Annotated in this window: 20 protein-coding genes; 6 read left to right on the top strand and 14 right to left on the bottom strand. The window is 44.6% G+C overall.

Annotation, left to right across the window (positions count from 1 at the left end):
• Positions 1-40: 40 nt before the first annotated feature.
• Genes OC23_RS11930 through OC23_RS11905 form a run of 6 tightly spaced genes read right to left on the bottom strand, consistent with a single transcriptional unit; the run spans position 41 to position 4,696 of the window.
• A complete protein-coding gene (locus OC23_RS11930; RefSeq protein ID WP_038345057.1) occupies positions 41-1,252 on the bottom strand; it encodes an NAD(P)/FAD-dependent oxidoreductase in 1,212 nt (403 codons plus the stop codon).
• Between the two features lie 28 nt (positions 1,253-1,280).
• The gene (locus OC23_RS11925; RefSeq protein ID WP_038345055.1) at positions 1,281-2,213 is read right to left on the bottom strand and encodes a VOC family protein; all 933 of its coding nucleotides are present in this window, start codon (positions 2,211-2,213) and stop codon (positions 1,281-1,283) included.
• An 11-nt stretch (positions 2,214-2,224) separates the two neighbouring features.
• Entirely contained in the window at positions 2,225-2,989 is a 765-nt protein-coding gene (locus tag OC23_RS11920) for an SDR family oxidoreductase (RefSeq protein WP_038345054.1), read from the bottom strand.
• Positions 2,982-4,049, bottom strand: coding sequence for an aromatic ring-hydroxylating oxygenase subunit alpha (locus tag OC23_RS11915; protein ID WP_038345053.1), 1,068 nt, complete (start codon positions 4,047-4,049; stop codon positions 2,982-2,984). Before OC23_RS11915 ends, OC23_RS11920 begins: the two co-directional genes overlap by 8 nt.
• 16 nt (positions 4,050-4,065) lie before the next feature.
• A complete protein-coding gene (locus OC23_RS11910) occupies positions 4,066-4,365 on the bottom strand; it encodes a recombinase-like helix-turn-helix domain-containing protein (protein WP_038345052.1) in 300 nt (99 codons plus the stop codon).
• Between the two features lie 25 nt (positions 4,366-4,390).
• Entirely contained in the window at positions 4,391-4,696 is a 306-nt protein-coding gene (locus OC23_RS11905) for a non-heme iron oxygenase ferredoxin subunit (RefSeq protein WP_038345051.1), read from the bottom strand.
• Positions 4,697-4,962: 266 nt separating this feature from the next.
• Here OC23_RS11905 and OC23_RS11900 point away from each other — a divergent pair, with 266 nt between their 5' ends.
• The gene (locus OC23_RS11900; RefSeq protein ID WP_038345050.1) at positions 4,963-5,775 is read left to right on the top strand and encodes an IclR family transcriptional regulator; all 813 of its coding nucleotides are present in this window, start codon (positions 4,963-4,965) and stop codon (positions 5,773-5,775) included.
• Positions 5,776-5,836: 61 nt separating this feature from the next.
• On the opposite strand, the gene OC23_RS11895 is transcribed toward OC23_RS11900, so the two are convergent.
• From OC23_RS11895 to OC23_RS19480, 3 genes are all read right to left on the bottom strand, one after another.
• Positions 5,837-6,643, bottom strand: a complete 807-nt coding sequence (locus tag OC23_RS11895; RefSeq protein ID WP_038345049.1) for an SDR family NAD(P)-dependent oxidoreductase — start codon at positions 6,641-6,643, stop codon at positions 5,837-5,839.
• Between the two features lie 126 nt (positions 6,644-6,769).
• Positions 6,770-7,231, bottom strand: coding sequence for an SRPBCC family protein (locus OC23_RS11890; protein ID WP_038345047.1), 462 nt, complete (start codon positions 7,229-7,231; stop codon positions 6,770-6,772).
• Between the two features lie 206 nt (positions 7,232-7,437).
• Complete coding sequence (locus OC23_RS19480) at positions 7,438-7,710, bottom strand: hypothetical protein (RefSeq protein ID WP_038345046.1); 273 nt, start codon at positions 7,708-7,710, stop codon at positions 7,438-7,440.
• 417 nt (positions 7,711-8,127) lie between these two features.
• Between OC23_RS19480 and aguA the strand changes: the two genes are divergently transcribed.
• The 4 genes from aguA to OC23_RS11865 all read left to right on the top strand — a co-directional run bounded on the left by aguA (position 8,128) and on the right by OC23_RS11865 (position 11,106).
• The gene (gene aguA / locus OC23_RS11880; RefSeq protein ID WP_038345045.1) at positions 8,128-9,192 is read left to right on the top strand and encodes an agmatine deiminase; all 1,065 of its coding nucleotides are present in this window, start codon (positions 8,128-8,130) and stop codon (positions 9,190-9,192) included.
• A gap of 57 nt (positions 9,193-9,249) precedes the next feature.
• Positions 9,250-9,558, top strand: coding sequence for a DMT family transporter (locus OC23_RS11875; protein ID WP_038345044.1), 309 nt, complete (start codon positions 9,250-9,252; stop codon positions 9,556-9,558).
• A gap of 3 nt (positions 9,559-9,561) precedes the next feature.
• Positions 9,562-9,876 carry a DMT family transporter gene (locus OC23_RS11870; RefSeq protein ID WP_038345043.1) on the top strand — a complete coding sequence of 105 codons (315 nt, stop codon included), beginning with the start codon at positions 9,562-9,564 and terminating at the stop codon, positions 9,874-9,876.
• Positions 9,877-10,035: 159 nt separating this feature from the next.
• Positions 10,036-11,106, top strand: a complete 1,071-nt coding sequence (locus tag OC23_RS11865) for an AraC family transcriptional regulator (RefSeq protein ID WP_038345042.1) — start codon at positions 10,036-10,038, stop codon at positions 11,104-11,106.
• 12 nt (positions 11,107-11,118) lie between these two features.
• Here the strand turns inward: OC23_RS11865 and OC23_RS11860 are convergent, their stop codons facing one another.
• The 4 genes from OC23_RS11860 to OC23_RS11845 form a co-directional block, all read right to left on the bottom strand.
• A complete protein-coding gene (locus OC23_RS11860; protein ID WP_038345041.1) occupies positions 11,119-12,060 on the bottom strand; it encodes a LysR family transcriptional regulator in 942 nt (313 codons plus the stop codon).
• 152 nt (positions 12,061-12,212) lie between these two features.
• A complete protein-coding gene (locus OC23_RS11855; protein ID WP_038345039.1) occupies positions 12,213-13,604 on the bottom strand; it encodes an amino acid permease in 1,392 nt (463 codons plus the stop codon).
• Between the two features lie 96 nt (positions 13,605-13,700).
• Positions 13,701-15,266 (bottom strand): CoA-acylating methylmalonate-semialdehyde dehydrogenase, encoded by a 1,566-nt coding sequence (locus OC23_RS11850; RefSeq protein ID WP_038345038.1) that lies wholly within the window; start codon positions 15,264-15,266, stop codon positions 13,701-13,703.
• A 63-nt stretch (positions 15,267-15,329) separates the two neighbouring features.
• Positions 15,330-16,712, bottom strand: a complete 1,383-nt coding sequence (locus OC23_RS11845) for an aspartate aminotransferase family protein (protein WP_152607828.1) — start codon at positions 16,710-16,712, stop codon at positions 15,330-15,332.
• 96 nt (positions 16,713-16,808) lie between these two features.
• Here OC23_RS11845 and OC23_RS11840 point away from each other — a divergent pair, with 96 nt between their 5' ends.
• Positions 16,809-17,732 carry a LysR family transcriptional regulator gene (locus tag OC23_RS11840; protein WP_038345035.1) on the top strand — a complete coding sequence of 308 codons (924 nt, stop codon included), beginning with the start codon at positions 16,809-16,811 and terminating at the stop codon, positions 17,730-17,732.
• 62 nt (positions 17,733-17,794) lie between these two features.
• On the opposite strand, the gene OC23_RS11835 is transcribed toward OC23_RS11840, so the two are convergent.
• Positions 17,795-19,081 (bottom strand): DcaP family trimeric outer membrane transporter, encoded by a 1,287-nt coding sequence (locus tag OC23_RS11835; RefSeq protein WP_038345084.1) that lies wholly within the window; start codon positions 19,079-19,081, stop codon positions 17,795-17,797.
• Between the last annotated feature and the right edge of the window lie 28 nt (positions 19,082-19,109).

Raw genomic sequence — 19,109 nt, 5'->3', positions numbered from 1 at the left:
AAATACTTGCGATGGCTGAAAGGTCAACAGTCCCGAAGGTTTATGGTTTTAATTTCATTACATTAAATTCAGGGTCTGCCAATAAGTCTGGGTCTAACACGGTATTTGACTGCATCCAGCGCTTTGCCAGTTTGACCAGTTTTGAATCATTGATGGCGATCATGTTCAACAAACGGTTCTGATCATCCAGATACAGATAACTGCATTGATCCTCTGCGCTTTTGCGAACCACAATCTGCCCGGTTTTTTCAGCCTGATAGGTACCTAAGATCTGAATATTGCAGTGATACTGATCTGACCAGAGCCAAGGAATATCGCTATATTCGGTTGCAATCCCCAGCATTGATTTTGCTGCGGCAATCGCCTGGTTCTGTGCATTGGCCCAGGACTGGATGCAATAACCAAGCCCGGGATGAATTGCAACATCACCTGCGGCATAAATATCCTGGTCAGATGTCTGCCCAAAGCCATTCACTACAATGCCATCCTTGACGTCCAGACCTGCACTCACGCCCAACTCCTTGGCAATCTCCGCACCGGCACCGACCACCACACAATCGAACAGCTCACTTGCATCCGGATGATTCACCACCTCAACTTTTTGCTGGCCGGCTTCAATCAAATGCAGGTTTTTACTGTTTAAATGAATCCGGGTACCTTGCTGCTCATGCAGATTTTTCAGAAAATCCGAGACATCGGGGCTGACACTCCGTGCACACAGACGCTCGCCATATTCAAAAATATGAACGTCCTTCCCCTGTTTACGTGCGGTCGCAGCAATTTCCAGACCAATCCAGCCACCACCAATGACAGCCAGTTTCTGTGAATGCTGCAAGATTCCGGACAAGCGCTCACAATCCTGAACATTACGTAACGTCACTACATTCGGAATAAACTGCCACGTGTTTACCGGCACACGCGCACGACTGCCTGTGGCAATCAACAATTTGTCATAGGGTAAAACCTGACCATTTTCCAGAATCACCTGCTTCTGCTGGCGATCGACCTGTGTAGCAAGTGCTGGCTTGTGCCATTGAATATTAAAATCCTGTACCTGCTCTGGAGAAAACAGATGCAAGCTTTCATAAGTCGCTTCTTTTGAAAGCACCTGCTTTGATAATGGTGGGCGTTCATAAAACACACGGTCTTCATTGGAGACCACATGTATTTCACCTGAGTATCCATGCTGGCGCAGGGTGCTGACAGCCCAACCGGCTGCCTGTCCCGCTCCCACAATAACGATTCTTTCCATGACTTGCTCTCCCTGCCTGAACTGTTATTTATGCAGGTTTGACCTGACGACGGGTATGATCATCGAGGCCACCTTCAATTGCCCATTCAGTGAATAACTCCAGACGATGTTCTTCTACACGCGGCTGCCATTCTTCAGTCAGGTAGTCATCATTGGTGTAATACTCAAATGCCCCACCAAGCGGTGAATTGACATACCAGAAATAAGCCGAAGAAATCGGATGACGTCCCGGACCAATGAAAGTCGACCAGTCAGAACGGTTCATGTGCAATCCGCCACCAATCACCTCATGAATATCCCGTACCACAAATGCCACATGGTTGAGGCCGGCAGGTTTATTTGGAATCGAAAGCAGGAACAGGTCATGATGGAAACCCTTACCGCGACAGCGTAAGAATGCCCCACGATTGCGATAAGCATCCGACAGAAAGAAACCCAGCTTTTCGATATAGAACTGTTCTGTCTTTGCCAGATCAGGTGTGAAAAACACCACATGCCCAATCGCGACTGGCTGTCCCTTATCATAGACAGGGCTGGCGGCATTGACACGTTGCACGTTGCCGTACTGGTTAATGCCTTCGGTTTTTAAAGCCGGTAAATCTTGGGTAAAGCTTTGCTGGAAACGGATGGTCATACCATTCGGATCGATGCATTGCACCATCTCCGCAGTCGCCTGATAGCCGTCTACATCCTTTAAAGCCGAGGCTAAATTTGCCAAATCCTGATCAGTATCATCTAGCCCCCAAGTCACTTCACGTAAAGTTGAACCTGCCTCAATGGCTTTTGGTAAACGCTGGTCATCACAATCAAATAAATAAATCTTGCTGCCATTTTGGGTCTGGTAAAGATCAGCTCCCTCAATATCTGATGGCTGACATTGCAGGCCAAAATCGGCCAGAAACTTATTCGAGGCAGCTCTATCCTCAACGCCAAACTTTAATATCTCAATCCCTGTAATCATGAGATGACTCCTTAATTAAAGACAAAACCGCCATTTACCGGAATATTCTGCCCCGTCACAAACGAGGACAAATCTGACAGTAAATAAAGGGCTGTTCCGTTCAAATCCTGTGGTAATTGCTGGCGTTGAATCGCACGACCATTGACATATAAATCATGTCGTTCTTGCGGCACATAAGCGGTGGCTTCGACCAAAGTCAGTCCGGGTGAAAGCGTGTTGATACAGATATTGAATGCTCCAAGCTCTCTGGCCATGGAACGGGTCATTGCAGTTAATGCACCTTTGCTGGCCACATAGGCCATGAGGTTGGGAGCGCCCCATAAAGCGGTATCCGAAGCCACATTAATGATCTTGCCAGCGCTGGACTGTTTCAGATAAGGCACCGCCGCCTTGGTCACTAACCATGTCCCTTTGACATTGATGTTCATGACCCGATCCCAGAGATCAGGGTCATATTCCATCATGCTTTTACCACCGACATTGGTTGCCAGTGCAGCACAATTGACCAGACCATCCATACCACCTAAATGCTCTGCCGCTTGCTGAACGGCCTGTTCAATCGAGTCGGCATCGGCCAGATCAATGCTTACCGCCTTCACCTTTAAGCCTTGTGCTTGCAAAGCAGCGGCTTCGTGTTGCGCCAGGTCGGTCAAGATATCCGCCATGACCACTTGTGCACCTGCTTCTGCGATGGCTTGTGCAAAGTCCCGGCCCAAGCCTCTTGCCGCACCTGTGACAAGGACTTTTTTGTCCTGCAACAATGCGACATTAACCATGAACTTCTTCCTGCATTTCAATACGGTTCGACGTATTCAATGCTGCAATTTTCTTGAGCTGTTTTTCCGCTTCTTTTTTCATTAAACGGCGTAAACGGGACAGACCGACATCATGTTGATATAGGAATTCGTGTTGGCGGGCATTCGGTGCAAGATTTTCTAAAATGATGCGATCCTGCTCCAGTACATCCCAGTGCAATTTTTCCAGATGGTTGCGGTAAAGGAAGCGCCAGACATTGCGTTGCCAGCCACTGACTTTACGGCAGCGCCAGAAAAATACACGGGTATTGTTGGCATCAATCGGGGTGGCATAACCGACAATCCAGAACTCGCCACCTGGACCAAAGTCTTTACGATACGGGATGGAAAGACGTAACCAGCTTGCACCTGTGTTGGCATATTCCACCCAGTCAAAATTGACACCCACCTGACCTTCTTTTTCAAATACAAAGCCATGCTCGGTTGAACGATGTTTCATTTCCGCAGTACGGTCACCTTCAGCCATCGAGTGTGAGGTGCAATGCAGATAACTACCGTGCATCGGGTCCATCACATTATCAATCGCATATTGATGATTCACCTTCCAGTCCGCCTGACACAAGAATGAACTCCATTCTTCGCTTGCCAGTTGTTCCGGAAAATCCAACGGCTTCGGCGCTTCATTGACCTCAATGCCGAACCACAGGAAAATTGCACCATGCTGTTCAATGACCGGATAGCTTTTGACACATGAGGTGCCTTTCATCGGGCATTCATGCACTGCCGGTACATCTTCCACCACACCATCATGGCGGACTTCAACCCCGTGATACCAGCAAGCCACACGATTGCCCAGATTCCAGCCTAAAGAAAGGCGTGCACCACGGTGCGGGCAGCGATCTTCCAGCGCATGAACCTGACCTTCTGCATCACGCCAGACCACGATATTTTCACCTAAACGGGTAATGCCTACCGGGTTCGCGGCCACTTCCCAGCTGGCCAGCACCGGATGCCACTGGTCACGTAAACCTAAATCCAAATATTCTTCTACACTCGGCGTTACTGATACTGCTGCGTTCATTACTTTCGTCCCTGAATTAATAACCTAAACGTTGCATTTCTTCTGAGAACTTTTCAGAAGTCCAAAGTTCGCCCGATTCACAGCGGAAACCTTGCTGGTTTAAAGACTGCACCAGATCGCCAAGCTCTGTGACACCTGTAGAGAAAGCCTGAATGAGATGCTGAACAAAATCCTGTTCATAGACGGTTGGTTCTTTATAACGTGTTTGCCACACCAGCAGCTCTGCCTGCCCCGGGATCTGGATATTGTTTATCCCTGCTTCGGTTGCCGGCGTGGCATGAATCCAGTTCGCCAGCTTTTCATTAAAAGTTTTCATGAGATTCCATCCTTAAAATTAAAACTTATAATTGAATCTGAATATCCTGCCCTTCCACGCGTACCGGATAAGTGCACAAATCACGGCAGCCCGGACCACTTTGCAACTCACCGGTCTGAATATCAAAGATCGCCTCATGCAATGGACATTCCACGGTCCGGTCTTCAATAAAGCCTTCGGTTAATAAAGCAAAAGCATGGGGGCAAACATTCTCGATCGCGAAATAATGGTCATCGATAAAAAATACGCCAATTTTCTTACCGTCGACTTCAATGGCTTTCGGCTCGTCTTCGGTGATGTCGTCTTGCTGACAAACTGAGATCCAACTCATCCTTGCATCCTCATTTGTTTTATATATAAAACATTATTTGATATAACAAACTTTAATACAGAATACTCCTATGTTTAAATTTATGTCAAACTAAATAAATTGATAAAATTCATGCATTTGATATTTATTACACATTCTTTTACGTTTTACTAAAAAACTTTTGTTTTACATATAAAAATTATTTTGTCTGCTGATTTGCAGTTACAATAGATTTGCAAGAAAATGAAATATACTGATTTGCGATTTTTGACAGGAAAATTGAACAGATGAATTCAACCATTGAAACAGACTCTCAAGAATCTGATGCAATAAAAAATGAGGAACGCTATTTAGTCCCTGGCTTAGTCCGTGGTTTGGCAATCTTGCAAGCTTTTAACCAGCAAACCCAAGAAATGACAATTACAGAAATTGCTGAAATTCTGGATGTTAACCGTTCCAGTGCCTTTCGTCTGGTTTACACACTTGAGTCTTGCGGCTTTTTACGCAAGGCTTCACAAAAAACCTATGCCCTTGACTCAAAAGTGATGGAGCTCGGCTTTAACAGTTTATCCAGACAATCCTTACTGGATCTGGCCACGCCGTTAATGAAAGAGTTACGTGACCAGACCCAGCTCGCTGTTCACCTCTCGATTCTGGAAGGAACGCATATTGTCTTTATCAATAACATCCAGTCCAACGGAACCTTTACCAGCAATATTGGTTTGGGTACACGCTGGCCCGCCCATGCCACCGTGATTGGTCAAATGCTACTGGCCGATTTAAACGAAGCGGAAATCAAGGAACGCTACAAAGGCTTTAACCAGTGGGAAACCTTCTCTGAACTCACTCCCAAAAACCTCAAGGAACTATTACAGCGTTTAAGCTTTGTGAAGACCCAGCGCTCCATGGTGAGCTGGGGACATTACAATCATGATATGGCAGCCTGTGCCGCCCCGATTTATAAACAGTCCACTCATAAAATGGCTGCTGTCTTATCGGTCAGCTGTCCGCTTGGCAGTTATGATGAACATTATTTTAGACATGAGGTTGCCGAAGCGGTCATTCAGACCGCAGACAAGATTTCCAAATTTATCTACTAATATAAAAAGCAGCTTTCGCTGCTTTTCTTTTAACTCTGAATTGCCAGGTTCTGGTTCTGGCTTAAAGATCCGCTTCTAATTTGTTTTTTAAACGTTTATCCATAAACTGGAATAATGGTCGGGATAGGTTCATTACCCATGTTGGTGCGGTATTCAGTAACGCATTGGCCACCAGTCCCGCTTTACTGCTCACCCGATAAGATTTTTCTTCTATGGCCTTGACGATCCATCCGGCTGCCGTTGGGGTATCCAGCATTTTCATATGCTTATAAATGGCTGTTTTTGATGACATCGGGGTTCTGACCATCGGAAAATACACAATGCTGACATCAATCCCCTGATCTTTCAGCTCCATCGATAAAGAACGGGAAAAAGACTCCAGTGCTGATTTACTGGCCAGATAGGCCGAAAATAAAGGAATGGGAACTTGCGTAGACATGGTCGAAATATTGACAACATGTCCTGCACCATTTTCCAGAAAATGAGGTAATACATGCAGGGTCATATTCACCGCAGCAAAATAATTGATCTGCATGGTACGTTCATAATCATGTAAACGGTCTAGCGACTCAACAATCGGACGACGGATAGATCGGGCTGCATTATTGACCAGCACATCAATCTTTTTATGCTCGGCTAAAATCAATGTGACGCAGGCTTTTAACTGCCCAGGGTCAGTAATATCTGCCGGATAAATAAAGGCCTGCCCAGCTTGTTCCTTAATCGCCTTTTGAATACGTTGTAATTCTTCAGCACGACGTGCAATAAGACAAACCTTGGCGCCTGCTTGTGCAAGCTGAATGGCTGCCTGTTCTCCAATCCCGCTTGAAGCACCTGTAATCAGGATTGTCTTATTGCTTAAATCCATTGTTTTTCTCCTGCAAATAATTATTTGATGGTTGACCTTGCTGTCTTGCCTGCTCACCTGAACAGCTATCCGGGGCCGTCCTCTGCATTGTCTTCCGTGTAAATACAGCCGCTCCAGCTATTCTGGCTAGATAAATCCGGGTTGATGCCGTGATCGCTCAATGTGTCGGGCGACCTTTCTGAGTCCTCGGGTGACAGACCATCTCAACTGGCTTAATACCAGCGTTGAGAGTAAGGGAATGTGACTATCTAACCAGATGCTATAGCTCAAGGAGGTGCGCCCGTCCCGTGCCTCAAACTCCAGACGTCCCAAATGAAAAGGAAATATAGCGTTACTTAACATTTGATACTCAATCATGTGGTTCGGAACGATTTGAGTGACTTCTTCCTGAATAAACTTGAAAGGTCCTATTCCCATATGCCTGACTGAACCAATGCCATCACGATTATGCGGATCTTGAGAATTGCGGATCACCACCGAATGAAGTGGCCACAACAGTGTGTTAAATATGCGATGCTTGCAAAAAACAGGAAAAACCAGTTCTATTGATGCATTAAAATCTTGCCTGACTACAATATATTTGGACATATCCGGGCTTTCCTTTTATCGGTCTTGAATGCTCCCAAGGTGTCATTGTCCTTTAGACACCCCCTCCCACCATGCTTCCAGAGCGAATCCTGTTCCATTCAGTGACCTACACCAGAACAGACTGGCAGATAAACTAGCATGTTTATAGCCAGCATAACTTGACCATTTTTTCAGGATTTAACCTTATGTGCCATTACGCCTAAAAATTAGCATTCGCAGATACCAAACATATTGTAAATAAAGTATACAGGTGCATCTTCGGGATATATATCCGCGATCTCTACAGTAAACAGTGCATTATTACTCAATACAATTAAATTGTTATCACTCTTGCTCAATACCGTTCCACGTTCTATTTTTTTGTCCTTCCGTTGTGCCCGTTCATTATATTTTATAAAAAATACATTCTGTCCCGTCTTTATATTATTCATGTGAATACGCTTATATAATCCACATTTTTTACAAACCCATTTTTTCACTTTTTATCCCAAAATAAAAATATCTTAGTGCAAAAAACAAAAAAATATTTAACAAGATAAACACCAATGATTAACACCATTGACTTTTTAAAATAAAACTCCGGATTATTAAGCATCTAGATGATTTAAACAACAAATATCTTTTACTAACCATTTTTACATTATATATAAACACTTCAGGCCATTTAGCTATAATATACAGACCACCTATCTATCTAAAAAATTAATATCCTACATTTCCTGTTTATACTAAGACACTCATATAAAATAGTTTTATTTTAAAATAATCTATCATAGGCGATATCAGAGTTTGCACATAATAAAAATGTTTCAAAAAAACTGATAACTTATTTCTCAAACTTTCAAAAAAAATCATCTAATATCCAGTAAATCAGGTGTGAAATAAAGTGACTGGAAATGAAAAAACCTCTATTTAACATGTATGCAGAATGGCATCCCCAACAATGTGTCTGGATGATCTGGCCTTATCGTACTGACAACTGGAGACAAGGTGCAGCACCTGCGCAGCACGCTTTTATACAGGTTGCTGAAGCGATTGCCAAAACGACTCCTGTCTATATGGCTGTTCCTCCAGCCGAAATGGAAAAAGCCAAAAGCATCGTGCCGGCCCAGATCACCTTGGTTGCAATCGACAGTGACGATGCATGGATGAGAGATACCGGACCGACTATCGTAAAAGACCAGTCAGGACATAATGTTGCGATTGACTGGGTGTTTAATGCGTGGGGTGGAGAAAATGGAGGCTTGTATTCTCGCTGGGACAAAGACCTCCAAGTAGCCAGTCAGGTTGCCCAATTTCACGCCATTGAATGCTATAAAACAGATCTGGTTCTGGAAGGCGGCGCAATTCATGTCGATGGTGAAGGTACATTACTCACGACCGAAGAATGCTTACTCAATCCAAACCGTAATCCTGGCTTGACCCGTACCCAAATAGAAGATGAATTAGCGAAACTACTCGGGATTAAAAAGTTTATCTGGCTTCCTCTCGGCGTATATAACGATGAAACCGATGGTCATATTGATAATATGTGCTGTTTCGTACGTCCAGGTGAAGTTGCACTACACTGGACCGATGATCAAAATGATCCGCAATACCAACGTTCACTTGCTGCGTTAAAAATACTGGAAAGTACCCAGGATGCTCAGGGCCGTACTTTAAAGGTATGGAAATTGCCCGCCCCGGGCCCGCTGTATTCGACCGAACAAGAAACTGTCAGCATTGAGAAAGGTTTGGCCATTGAACGGTTTGAAGGCAATCGTCTGGCGGGTTCTTATGTGAACTATTTGATCACGAATCAGCAGATTATTTTCCCTTTACTTGACGAGCGCACAGATCAGCAGGCTAAAGCCCTGTTCCAGCAAATGTATCCGGATTACTTGATCACTGGCATAGCTGCACGGGAAATCTTGCTCGGCGGTGGCAATATTCACTGTATTACCCAGCACATTCCTCAATAGTCCGGGATGAATTCAATAGATTTTAAATGACCTTTCAATGACTGATGGTGAGTTACTATGGTTTGGTTATATTTATTTATTGCCAGTTTGTTTGAAATACTCTGGGCAATTGGCTTGAAATATGCCGACAGCCTGCTTGAATGGTCATTTACCATCTTCTTTATTATAGGCAGTTTTGTTTTCTTATTATTTGCAGCAAAAAACATGAAAGCTTCCTATGCTTATGTATTTTTTGTTGTTTTTGGAACAGTCGGAACGTTTATTTTTGACATCTATGTTATCGATAATCCGTTTAATCCGGTTTCATTAATCGCCATTGTGATGATCATTATTGGTGTAGTGAAATTAAAGCAGATCGGAGATTAAAAGATGAGCTGGCTGTTTCTCATTATATCGGGAATACTAGAAATATTTGTGGTGAAGAGTATACGGGATCTGACTCATAAAAAGTATGGCACAGCAGTTCCGCTCTATTGTATCTCGCTCACCTCTTCGTTGCTGTTATTACATATGGCCATGAAAGACATCGATGTTTCGGTTGCTTATGCCGTGTATACAGGTATAGGCGTCGTGGGAACCATACTGATGGGAATCTTATTCTGGCATGAACGTCTCAGCTTTGAGAAGTTTTTTTATGTGGGCATGATTGTTTCCGGTGTCATTATTTTAAAACTCTCAACCTGATCATCTCCAGAGTTAACTACTGAAAAATAAGCACGAGAAAATATTATTTTCAACTTAGATTTGAAAGTTTTTCAATTTTGAGCTGCATTATCAATTTTCAGGCAGCTCTCTAAAATGAAGTTTTTGCCTATCGCCCCTTCCTGATTTGTATCATCCGTTATGAACGAGCACAACTTCATGATTCATAGTACTTATCTTGATATTTTGCTGGCTACAGCTGCTGACTTTCGTATTTCCAAACAGGAATTTATCAAAAAAAGCCCTTTACCCCTCTCTTTTTTTAGTGAAAACCGGCCTGAAAAAATAAGATTTTCCGACTGGATCAGGATTATTTCTGATTTACTCGGTTGCCTTCCCGAGCAAGGCGTTGGATATAGGTTTGGACTGAATTGCCGCGTTACGTCACATGAAGCCTTGGGGTTTGCCATGCTTTCAAATGATACACTGGGCAATGTAATTTTTGACCTGCAGAAATACTTTAATCTCCGCCTTCATAAAATGGAGCTGAATATTCACAATAAAAATGACAAAGTCATCATCACCCTACATCCACTTTATCAACTTCCCAAAGACCTGGATTTAGAAAAAAAGGAGTCGCTAAGCAGGTTTTTCACTGAAGTTGCTCTTGTCAACATCATTACGAATCTTAAAGAGATTACAGAACATGATATTGCCGGATTGCAGGTTCATCTAAAGTGGGACAAAAATCCTTATCATGCTGCTTTTGAAAAGCACCTTCCCCCCTTTAAGTTTAATCAGCAAAAGAACCAGATTATGTTTGACCTGAAATGCCTTGACCTGCCACTCAGGTTTAGCTCGAAAGCAGCTTATCATTTTGCCATTCATCATGTGCAGGAAGAATATCTGATCTCTCAGAACCAGAAAAATACAATTGTTTCCCTGGTCGCCAAAAATATCAAACTGATCCCGCATGAAGGTTTTCCAAGCCTAACAGATACAGCTAAAAAACTGCATGTCTCTGAGAGAGTACTTAAAAGGGAGCTGATGCTGGCCAACACCACATTTTCTTCCTTGATCCAGAGCAAAAAATTTGCGTTGACCAAACAGCTGATTTCATCCAATAAAAGTATTCAGGAAATTTCTGACCTTTTGGGTTATAGCCATATCAATGCTTTTTCCAGAGCTTTTCGGGCATGGACAGGTAAAAACCCTCGAGATTATATTCGGGAACAGAAAAACAGTCATGAATACGTCCATTCCCTGCATTAATACCAATCAAACTCAACTTTTAGGCTGAGGTAACTGAGTTAAAATGTCAGGTGCAGCCATCTCAAATTTCTTGATTAAAAAATCCAGAAAAGAACGAATTCTTGGCGCCAGATATTTATTCTTGTGCATCACCGCATAAATCCCGGCCTCCCTGACAATGCCGTCGGTCAAAAGTGCCTGTAAACTTCCTTGTTTCAGTTCTGTAGCGACATCCCAGATAATCTTTCGGGTAATGCCATGACCAGCCAGCGCCCACATTCTGGCCTGAACACTATCATTGGTTTCCCAGGCATTTTCCATCGGCACTACATAATTCAAAGGCTGGTGATCAAAATTGAAATAATATTCGTTTAAGGGACCGCTATCAGTCACCAGCACAATAAACTTATGCCGGATTAAATCTGCAGGTTGTTTTGGCACACCGTATTTTTCCAGGTACGCAGGTGAAGCACACAGTACCCGCCAGTTTGGGGCAAGATAACGGGCAACCAGCAAATCATTGTCTGGTAAACCAAACCTGATCGCGATATCAATATCATCATGAATCAGGTTGGAATTGGAGTCGGTTAAGGTCAGAGCAATACTCAGGTCCGGGTAAATCTGGCTAAACGCTTCAATCCAAGGACTAATCAGATGACGTCCTAAATCAACAGCAGCAGAAATCCGGATCTTTCCCTTAACTGCAGATTGTTTATCTTGCAAGGCTGTTTCTGCATCATCAATCGCTTGTAAGGCAATCTTGCAATATCTTAAAAAAACCTGCCCTTCATCTGTCAGCCTGAGACTACGTGTAGTCCGGTCAAACAGCTTTGCTTCGAGCGCACCTTCCAGCTTGATTAAACGGGCACTCGCAGCCGCCGCAGAGATGCCGATCTTACGTCCGGCAGCCGTTAAACTTTTCAACTCTGTGGCTTCTACAAACAGCCGCATGTCACCTAAACGATCCGTTGCCATTTTAAACCTGGATTAGAAAATTGTCCTGTTTATGCAGACATTATCAAATTGGCTTAAAGCTTTCAAACTGTTCCCATTCACGACAACCAGCACATTTTCCTGATAAAAACAGAACCTCAATCTGTAAAAGTGAGGCTCTATCGTGTTTTTAATCAGTCCAGATGCATGACCACACTACGGGTGGTTTTCTGCTTTCGCGTCACGATCAGCCCGCAAATGACAACCCCCAAGGTTACGCTTAATGACAAGGTAGTTTCATAACTATATTGCGGTGAAAAAAACATATAGGCCAGTACACTCAGGATCACAATGATCACAAACCAGGTGAGCCACGGAAATAACCACATTTTAAATGGCACTTCGGCACCCGCTTTTTCCAGTCTGGTTCTCAGCCTTAATTGTGAAAATGCAATTACCAGATAGACCAGCAATGCAATTGAGCCTGTACTGGAGAGTAAAAGCCCGAAGACTTTTCCGGGGAAAGCATAATTAATTACACAGCAAACCAGTCCGATAAATGTAGAAGCAAACACAGCAACAGCAGGTACGCCTGCATAATTAATCCTGGTTACCTGACTTGGTGCCTCATGCCGCGTGCCCAAACGGAATAACATACGGGAAGAGGTATAAATCGCTGCATTCATACAGCTTGCCACAGCAATAAACACGACTGCATCAATTATCAGTTTGGTTCCCGGTACATTCAGGCTCATCAGCACATACTGAAAGGTACCGTATTTTTGCAAGTCCGGTGAACGCCAGTCGACCAGAGCAACTGCAATAAACATGGAGACCACAAAAAATAGGATAATACGGTATAGCACCAGATTGGTGGCACGGCGTATTTTTTGCTGGGGATTGGAAGATTCTGCTGCGGCAATCGATACAATCTCGACACCAAAAAATGAAAATGCGGTGATCAGGATCGCGGCCAGAATGCCACCGATACCATGCGGCATAAACCCTGCATTGTTATATAAATTGGCAACACCACTCACATTTTTGGCAAGAGGCCAGATTCCGGCGATCGCCAATGCACCGATAATGATAAACCCAATAATGGCAATCACCTTGATCAGAGAAAACCAGAACTCAAACTCACCAAAACTCTTGGTACTAAAAAAATTGGCCAGACTCAGGAAAACAATAAAACAGAAGGCATAAGTAGACACTGAAAAAGCTGGAAACCATGAATATAAAATCTGTGCGCCTGCAATCGCCTCGACCGGAATCGCCAGTACCCAGAACCACCAATATAACCAGCCGATGGTAAATCCGGCCCAAGGCCCAATGGCTTTACGTGCATAAGTTGAAAATGAACCTGTATCCGGTTCAAGCACCGCCATTTCTCCAAGCATACGCATCACCAGAAAAACCATGATACTTGTGGTGAGATAAGCCAGAATCACGGCGGGGCCAGCCTTGGCAATCGCGGCCGATGAACCGACAAATAAACCTGCACCAATCACACCGCCGATACTAATCATTGTAATGTGGCGATTTGAAAGTCCTTCGCCTAATTTTTTTGTTTTAACGCTATCCATATTTTATTCCTTAAAATAATTAGGTTGTGTGCACTACATTGCTAAATTCCTATGCAAGTAAAAAAGGGAAAACTGCTGTTTCCCCTTAGATAAAAATTAGTTCAGAGTTGGCATCGCAAACTGTTTGGCCTCACGGACCTGTGCCGAAGGCCAGCGTTGGGTAATGGTTTTACGACGGGTATAGAAACGCACGCCATCTGGGCCATAGGCATGCAGATCACCAAATAATGAACGCTTCCAGCCACCAAAACTATGATAGGCAACCGGTACCGGTAACGGCACATTGATCCCGACCATTCCCACCTGGATATGGCTGCTAAAGTAACGTGCGGCCTCACCATCACGGGTATAAATGCAGGTTCCGTTACCATATTCATGCTCATTGATCAGTTGCATGGCCTGCTGCATGGTATCGACCCGCATCACTTGCAATACCGGCCCAAAAATTTCCTGTTGATAGCTGGTCATCTTTGGCGTGACCTGATCAATTAAAGTCGGCCCGACAAAGAAACCATTTTCATAACCGGCGGGTTTGGCATCACGACCATCGACCACAATTTTGGCACCTTGCTGTTCTGCACTCTGAATATAGGCCTGTACCTTATCTTTATGGGCTTGTGTGATCAAGGGACCAAAATCATTATTGCTATCGGCATAATGACCGAATTTCAATTTCTGCATTTCCTGGGTCAGCTTCTCAATCACAATATCTGCAATTTCATCACCAATCGCCACGGCGACTGAAAGCGCCATACAACGCTCGCCGGAAGAACCAAAGGCAGCACCTAATAATGAAGTCACTACATTATCAATATCTGCATCGGGCATAATAATGGCGTGATTTTTTGCACCACCCAGGGCCTGACAACGCTTGCCTGCTGCGGTAGCTGTACGATAGATATACTCTGCGATTGGTGTTGAACCAACAAAACTGACTGCCTGAATTTTTGGATGGTTCAATAAGGTATCGACCGCTTCTTTATCGCCATTGACGACATTAAATACTCCATCCGGTAACCCGGCCTGTTTCAATAACTCAGCCAGGAATAATACCACTGACGGCGCTTTTTCTGAGGGCTTTAAGACAAAACAGTTACCACAGACCAAAGCCATCGGGAACATCCACAACGCGACCATTGCGGGGAAATTAAATGGGGTAATCCCGGCAACTACGCCCAAAGGTTGAAATTCACTCCACGAGTCGATATCTGGCCCGACATTTTTGGAGTATTCACCTTTGAGTAGCTCTGGCGCACCACAGGCATATTCTACATTTTCAATACCACGTTGCAGTTCACCTTTCGCATCGTGGGAAATCTTGCCATGCTCTTGCCCGATCAATTCGCAGATTTTTTCAGCATTTTCTTCCAGCAACTGTTTGAACTTGAACATTACACGTGCACGCTTGATCACCGGTGTGTCACGCCATGCCGGAAAAGCCTGCTCTGCCACCCGAACAGCTTCATTCACTGTCTGGCTATCGGCAATTTCTACCGACTTACTGACCTCTCCTGTTGCCGGATTATAGACGGGCTGTCTTTTTGCTGATCTGGAAACAGCCATCCCGTTGATAAAATGTCCGACTACTGCTGTTGCCTGTGCAGCTTGTCCGGTATGGTCTTGCGTTTGCGTATCAGTTGAAAAATGTTCCAGGTTATTCATCTCTTGTTCCTTATATTGGGTTATTTCTTCCGGTTGATGTGCTGTTTAAGTTAATCGTAAAATTTATTTCACCTGATAAAGTGCATCGCCAACCGCATTCATCAAGCGTGATAACTGGGTCTCGGTGCTATTGAACATTGGGCCAAATTGCAAGGTATCTCCGCCAAAACGCACAAAGAAACCCGCTTTCCAGAGCTTCATACCAAGCTCAAAGCCCCGGATGGTGGCATCACCATCGCGCGGTGCCAGTTGTAGCGCTCCAATCAGTCCACAGTTCCGGATATCCAGAAGGTGGGGTGCGCCTTTTAATTCGTGTAATAACGTTTCAAAACATGGCGCCAATGCCGCTGATTGCGCCAATAAATTCTGCTTTTCCAGCACATCCAGTGTCGCCAAAGCTGCGGCACATGCAACCGGATGGGCTGAATAGGTATAACCATGCGTGAACTCAATTGCATGTTCTGGCAAGTCCTGCTGCATGAAAGCCTGATAAATTTCATGGCTGGCCACAACGCCACCAAGTGGAATAGCGCCATTGGTAATCTGTTTGGCAAAGTTAAGAAGGTCTGGTGTTACCCCGAAATACTCGGCTGCCGTCCATTTCCCCATACGGCCAAAGCCGGTGATGACCTCATCAAAGATCAACAGGATATCGTGCTGGTCACAGATTTCCCGAAGTCGTTTTAAATAACCGGTCGGCGGTACAATACAGCCTGCAGAGCCTGAAACAGGCTCAATAATGACAGCGGCGATATTTGAGGCATCATGTAACTCGATCAGCTTGAGCAGTTCATCTGCGAGCTCAACCCCGCCTGTTTCAGCACAGCCTTTAGTAAAGCTTAAATCGGGCTGCAAGGTATGTGGCAAATGATCCACATCCATCAACTGACCAAACATTTTACGGTTGCCACCGATTCCGCCAAGGCTGGTTCCGGCGACATTGACGCCATGATAACCGCGAGCACGCCCAATCAGTTTGGTCTTGCCGGGTTTCCCCTTGATTCGCCAATAGGCACGCGCCATCTTGATTGCTGTATCGGCAGATTCCGAGCCCGAATCTGTGAAGAATACATGTTGCAATTTTTCAGGCATGTGCTGCACAATTTTTTCAGCCAGCTGGAAAGACAAGGGATGCCCGAACTGGAAGCCAGGCGAATAATCCAGTTTTGCTAATTGCTGGCTCACCGCCTGCTGGATTTCAGGTAAGGCATGTCCTGCCCCGCAAGTCCATAGTCCGGACAAGGAGTCATAGACCTCACGGCCTGTACTATCCACCAAATAGGCACCTTTTGCACCGACAATGATACGCGGGTCTTTATGAAAGTTACGGTTGGCTGAAAATGGCATCCAGTGTGCCTGATAATTGAGGTTCATCTGGGCATTGGGCTGTGCGGTCTGCAATGCTTCATCATGGTCATTTGTGGTGTCGATATCAAACATGATCACTCTTCTTGTTTTGTGGTTCTATCTGGAGTGTACAGCGCAGCATAGTTTTGATAAATTCAAATTAACTTGAGTTTAGATATAAAAAAGTAAAACTAAATGAAACCGAAAAAATTAAATCAAGTGACTGATTTTGATCTAAAACTTCTTAAAATCTTTAAAACGGTTTGCGACTGCCACAGTTTTAGTTCTGCTGAAAGCATCCTCGGCATTAGCCGCTCTGCCATCAGTCTGCACATGAGTGATCTGGAAAATCGTCTGGGCATCCGGCTATGTCAACGCGGACGGGCTGGCTTTGCCCTCACCGATGAAGGACGCGAGATTCTGGAATATATCGAAGTACTAACGGCTTCAATTGAAGACTTCCGTGCCAAAATCAACCAGATGCATAACCAGCTCAAGGGCGAGTTTAATATCGGGATTATTAACAATCTGGTGACTATGCCCAGCCTGTACATTACCAACACCCTGGCCCAACTTGCAGAAGAAAATGCTGATGTGGTGATTAATATCAGTATGAGCACCCTTTCCGATATTGAGTGTCGGGTATTGGACAACCGTTTACATGCAGGCGTGATTCCTCTGGTGACGCCCTTGTCAGGTCTGGATTATTTGCATTTATATGAAGAAAAGTCCTTTCTGTATTGTGGCAAAAATCATCCTTTGTTTAACCATCTGGATGAGATCAAATCGAAGGATCTGAATAACTGGCAAGCAGTGCTACCTAACTATGCCATTACCGCAGAAGCATCAAGACTGCATCAGCTACTGGATTGCACAGCCACTGCCAGTGATCGTGAAGGGATTGCTTTTTTGATCCTGACCGGGAAATTTCTCGGTTTCCTGCCCGATCATTACGCCAAGAAATGGGTAGCGGATGGCTTTATGCAACCTATCTTGCAGGAAGTCATGCATCACAGTACCCCGATTTGTCTGACTACCCATAAAGGCAAGAATTACAACATGATTTTAAAGGCGTTTATGGATATCCTGAAACAGAAAATTATGCCCTCAGTCCCATGATTTTCAGGACTGAGCGCACTGTTCTTTGACATTCATTCACCAGATGAAGCACTCAAGCTTGATTAAAAATCATAACTTGCCATCATGTTGACACGATTATCGGCCCCGTTACGGCCATCAAATGTCTCACGCTCGCCATAAACATACTCCATGCCCAGGGTCACCGGCTTATACGGGTTATACATCGCATTGATCCAGCCCTGCCATAATTCTTTATTCTGGGTAAGATTGCTTTTCTGGATTTCAGCAAAACGATTGTCATCCTTGGCCTTCATATAACCATAACCTAAGGTTGAGCGAAGCTGGGCATTAAACTGATGGGTGATGCCCGCAGAAATCGTATCGAACTCGTTGCTCTGGATCTTGTTTTTATCATCAATTACATAGCTATTATTGGCCCAAAGCAGAAAACGACCATCCCCTTTGACATGGTAATAATCAGCTTTCAAGAAAGTTTGCGGACGCCATTGATATTTGCCCCCTAGCCCGACGCCCCATGCCCATTGCTTGTCGGTACTGGTTTTTTTCTCAGCCATAAACGTTCGGCCAGACACTAGCGAGCCATTGTCAAATTGATGATTGAGGCGTCCCACCAAGGCAGGCATACGCATTTCATTGTCCGGATCTGAAGTTGCGGTATATTTTGGATCTTCAATTGCGACGGCAAAACTGGTGTTTGCCGAGAGCTTGTCGCTATAGCGCAGCATCGGTGAACGTTGCAAGGCACCGCCTACAAAAGTTCCGGCATCCACCGTTTCCGGATAATATTCAGGGGCAATAAATGTTGACCAGGTCTGGCCGATCAACCATTGATCAAGGGTTAAGTAAGCATGACGGATACGGAACTGATCTCGCGTTGCGCCCCCAAAGAAGTCCATTTCCAGCTTACCGCCTACCTCACCGGCAACACTTGGTGTTTTAAAGTTCAGTCCCAGACGCGTCACATTGACGGTTGAGTGCAAACGGTCTTTTTGCTGGGCTTCCTCGGCTGTATGTTTGAGCGGTACAGCACTGATATTGTTATACATGGTCGATGCACCTTTGGCCTGATAAGAGGCATCGGCACGGATATAACCATATAAATTGACCTCTGCACCGCCTTTAGTCAGATTCAGCTTCGGTGCAGTTGTCTCGGTCACTTGCGCTGGAGCTGTCACAGCCACTGGAGTGGCAGCTTGTACGGGTGCTTTTTGCTGCACATATTGCTGCAACATTGCCCTTAACTCTTGTACTTCCTGCCGGAGCTGCGCAATTTCAGCCTGCTCCGTTGCTGCATCAACAGGTGACATCACCGTTATAACCGACAGCGCCAACAGGCTTTTTTGTACCGTTAATCTCAATTTTTCCATTTCAATCATTTTCCTTATTTATCGATCT

This window comes from Acinetobacter sp. A47 (assembly GCF_000805455.1).
Taxonomy (GTDB): domain Bacteria; phylum Pseudomonadota; class Gammaproteobacteria; order Pseudomonadales; family Moraxellaceae; genus Acinetobacter.
This window is presented reverse-complemented; position numbering and strand designations above follow the sequence as displayed.

What these genes read in the sequence shown, in the direction of transcription:
- OC23_RS11915 (WP_038345053.1), bottom strand. Translation starts at nt 4,049, where the DNA reads ATGAACGCAGCAGTATCAGTAACGCCGAGTGTAGAAGAATATTTGGAT.
- OC23_RS11835 (WP_038345084.1), bottom strand. Translation starts at nt 19,081, where the DNA reads ATGGAAAAATTGAGATTAACGGTACAAAAAAGCCTGTTGGCGCTGTCG.
- OC23_RS11910 (WP_038345052.1), bottom strand. Translation starts at nt 4,365, where the DNA reads ATGAAAACTTTTAATGAAAAGCTGGCGAACTGGATTCATGCCACGCCG.
- OC23_RS11895 (WP_038345049.1), bottom strand. Translation starts at nt 6,643, where the DNA reads ATGGATTTAAGCAATAAGACAATCCTGATTACAGGTGCTTCAAGCGGG.
- OC23_RS11865 (WP_038345042.1), top strand. Translation starts at nt 10,036, where the DNA reads ATGAACGAGCACAACTTCATGATTCATAGTACTTATCTTGATATTTTG.
- OC23_RS11875 (WP_038345044.1), top strand. Translation starts at nt 9,250, where the DNA reads ATGGTTTGGTTATATTTATTTATTGCCAGTTTGTTTGAAATACTCTGG.
- OC23_RS11870 (WP_038345043.1), top strand. Translation starts at nt 9,562, where the DNA reads ATGAGCTGGCTGTTTCTCATTATATCGGGAATACTAGAAATATTTGTG.
- OC23_RS11840 (WP_038345035.1), top strand. Translation starts at nt 16,809, where the DNA reads ATGAAACCGAAAAAATTAAATCAAGTGACTGATTTTGATCTAAAACTT.
- OC23_RS11920 (WP_038345054.1), bottom strand. Translation starts at nt 2,989, where the DNA reads ATGGTTAATGTCGCATTGTTGCAGGACAAAAAAGTCCTTGTCACAGGT.
- aguA (WP_038345045.1), top strand. Translation starts at nt 8,128, where the DNA reads ATGAAAAAACCTCTATTTAACATGTATGCAGAATGGCATCCCCAACAA.
- OC23_RS11905 (WP_038345051.1), bottom strand. Translation starts at nt 4,696, where the DNA reads ATGAGTTGGATCTCAGTTTGTCAGCAAGACGACATCACCGAAGACGAG.
- OC23_RS11850 (WP_038345038.1), bottom strand. Translation starts at nt 15,266, where the DNA reads ATGAATAACCTGGAACATTTTTCAACTGATACGCAAACGCAAGACCAT.
- OC23_RS11855 (WP_038345039.1), bottom strand. Translation starts at nt 13,604, where the DNA reads ATGGATAGCGTTAAAACAAAAAAATTAGGCGAAGGACTTTCAAATCGC.
- OC23_RS11900 (WP_038345050.1), top strand. Translation starts at nt 4,963, where the DNA reads ATGAATTCAACCATTGAAACAGACTCTCAAGAATCTGATGCAATAAAA.
- OC23_RS11890 (WP_038345047.1), bottom strand. Translation starts at nt 7,231, where the DNA reads ATGTCCAAATATATTGTAGTCAGGCAAGATTTTAATGCATCAATAGAA.
- OC23_RS11925 (WP_038345055.1), bottom strand. Translation starts at nt 2,213, where the DNA reads ATGATTACAGGGATTGAGATATTAAAGTTTGGCGTTGAGGATAGAGCT.
- OC23_RS11930 (WP_038345057.1), bottom strand. Translation starts at nt 1,252, where the DNA reads ATGGAAAGAATCGTTATTGTGGGAGCGGGACAGGCAGCCGGTTGGGCT.
- OC23_RS11860 (WP_038345041.1), bottom strand. Translation starts at nt 12,060, where the DNA reads ATGGCAACGGATCGTTTAGGTGACATGCGGCTGTTTGTAGAAGCCACA.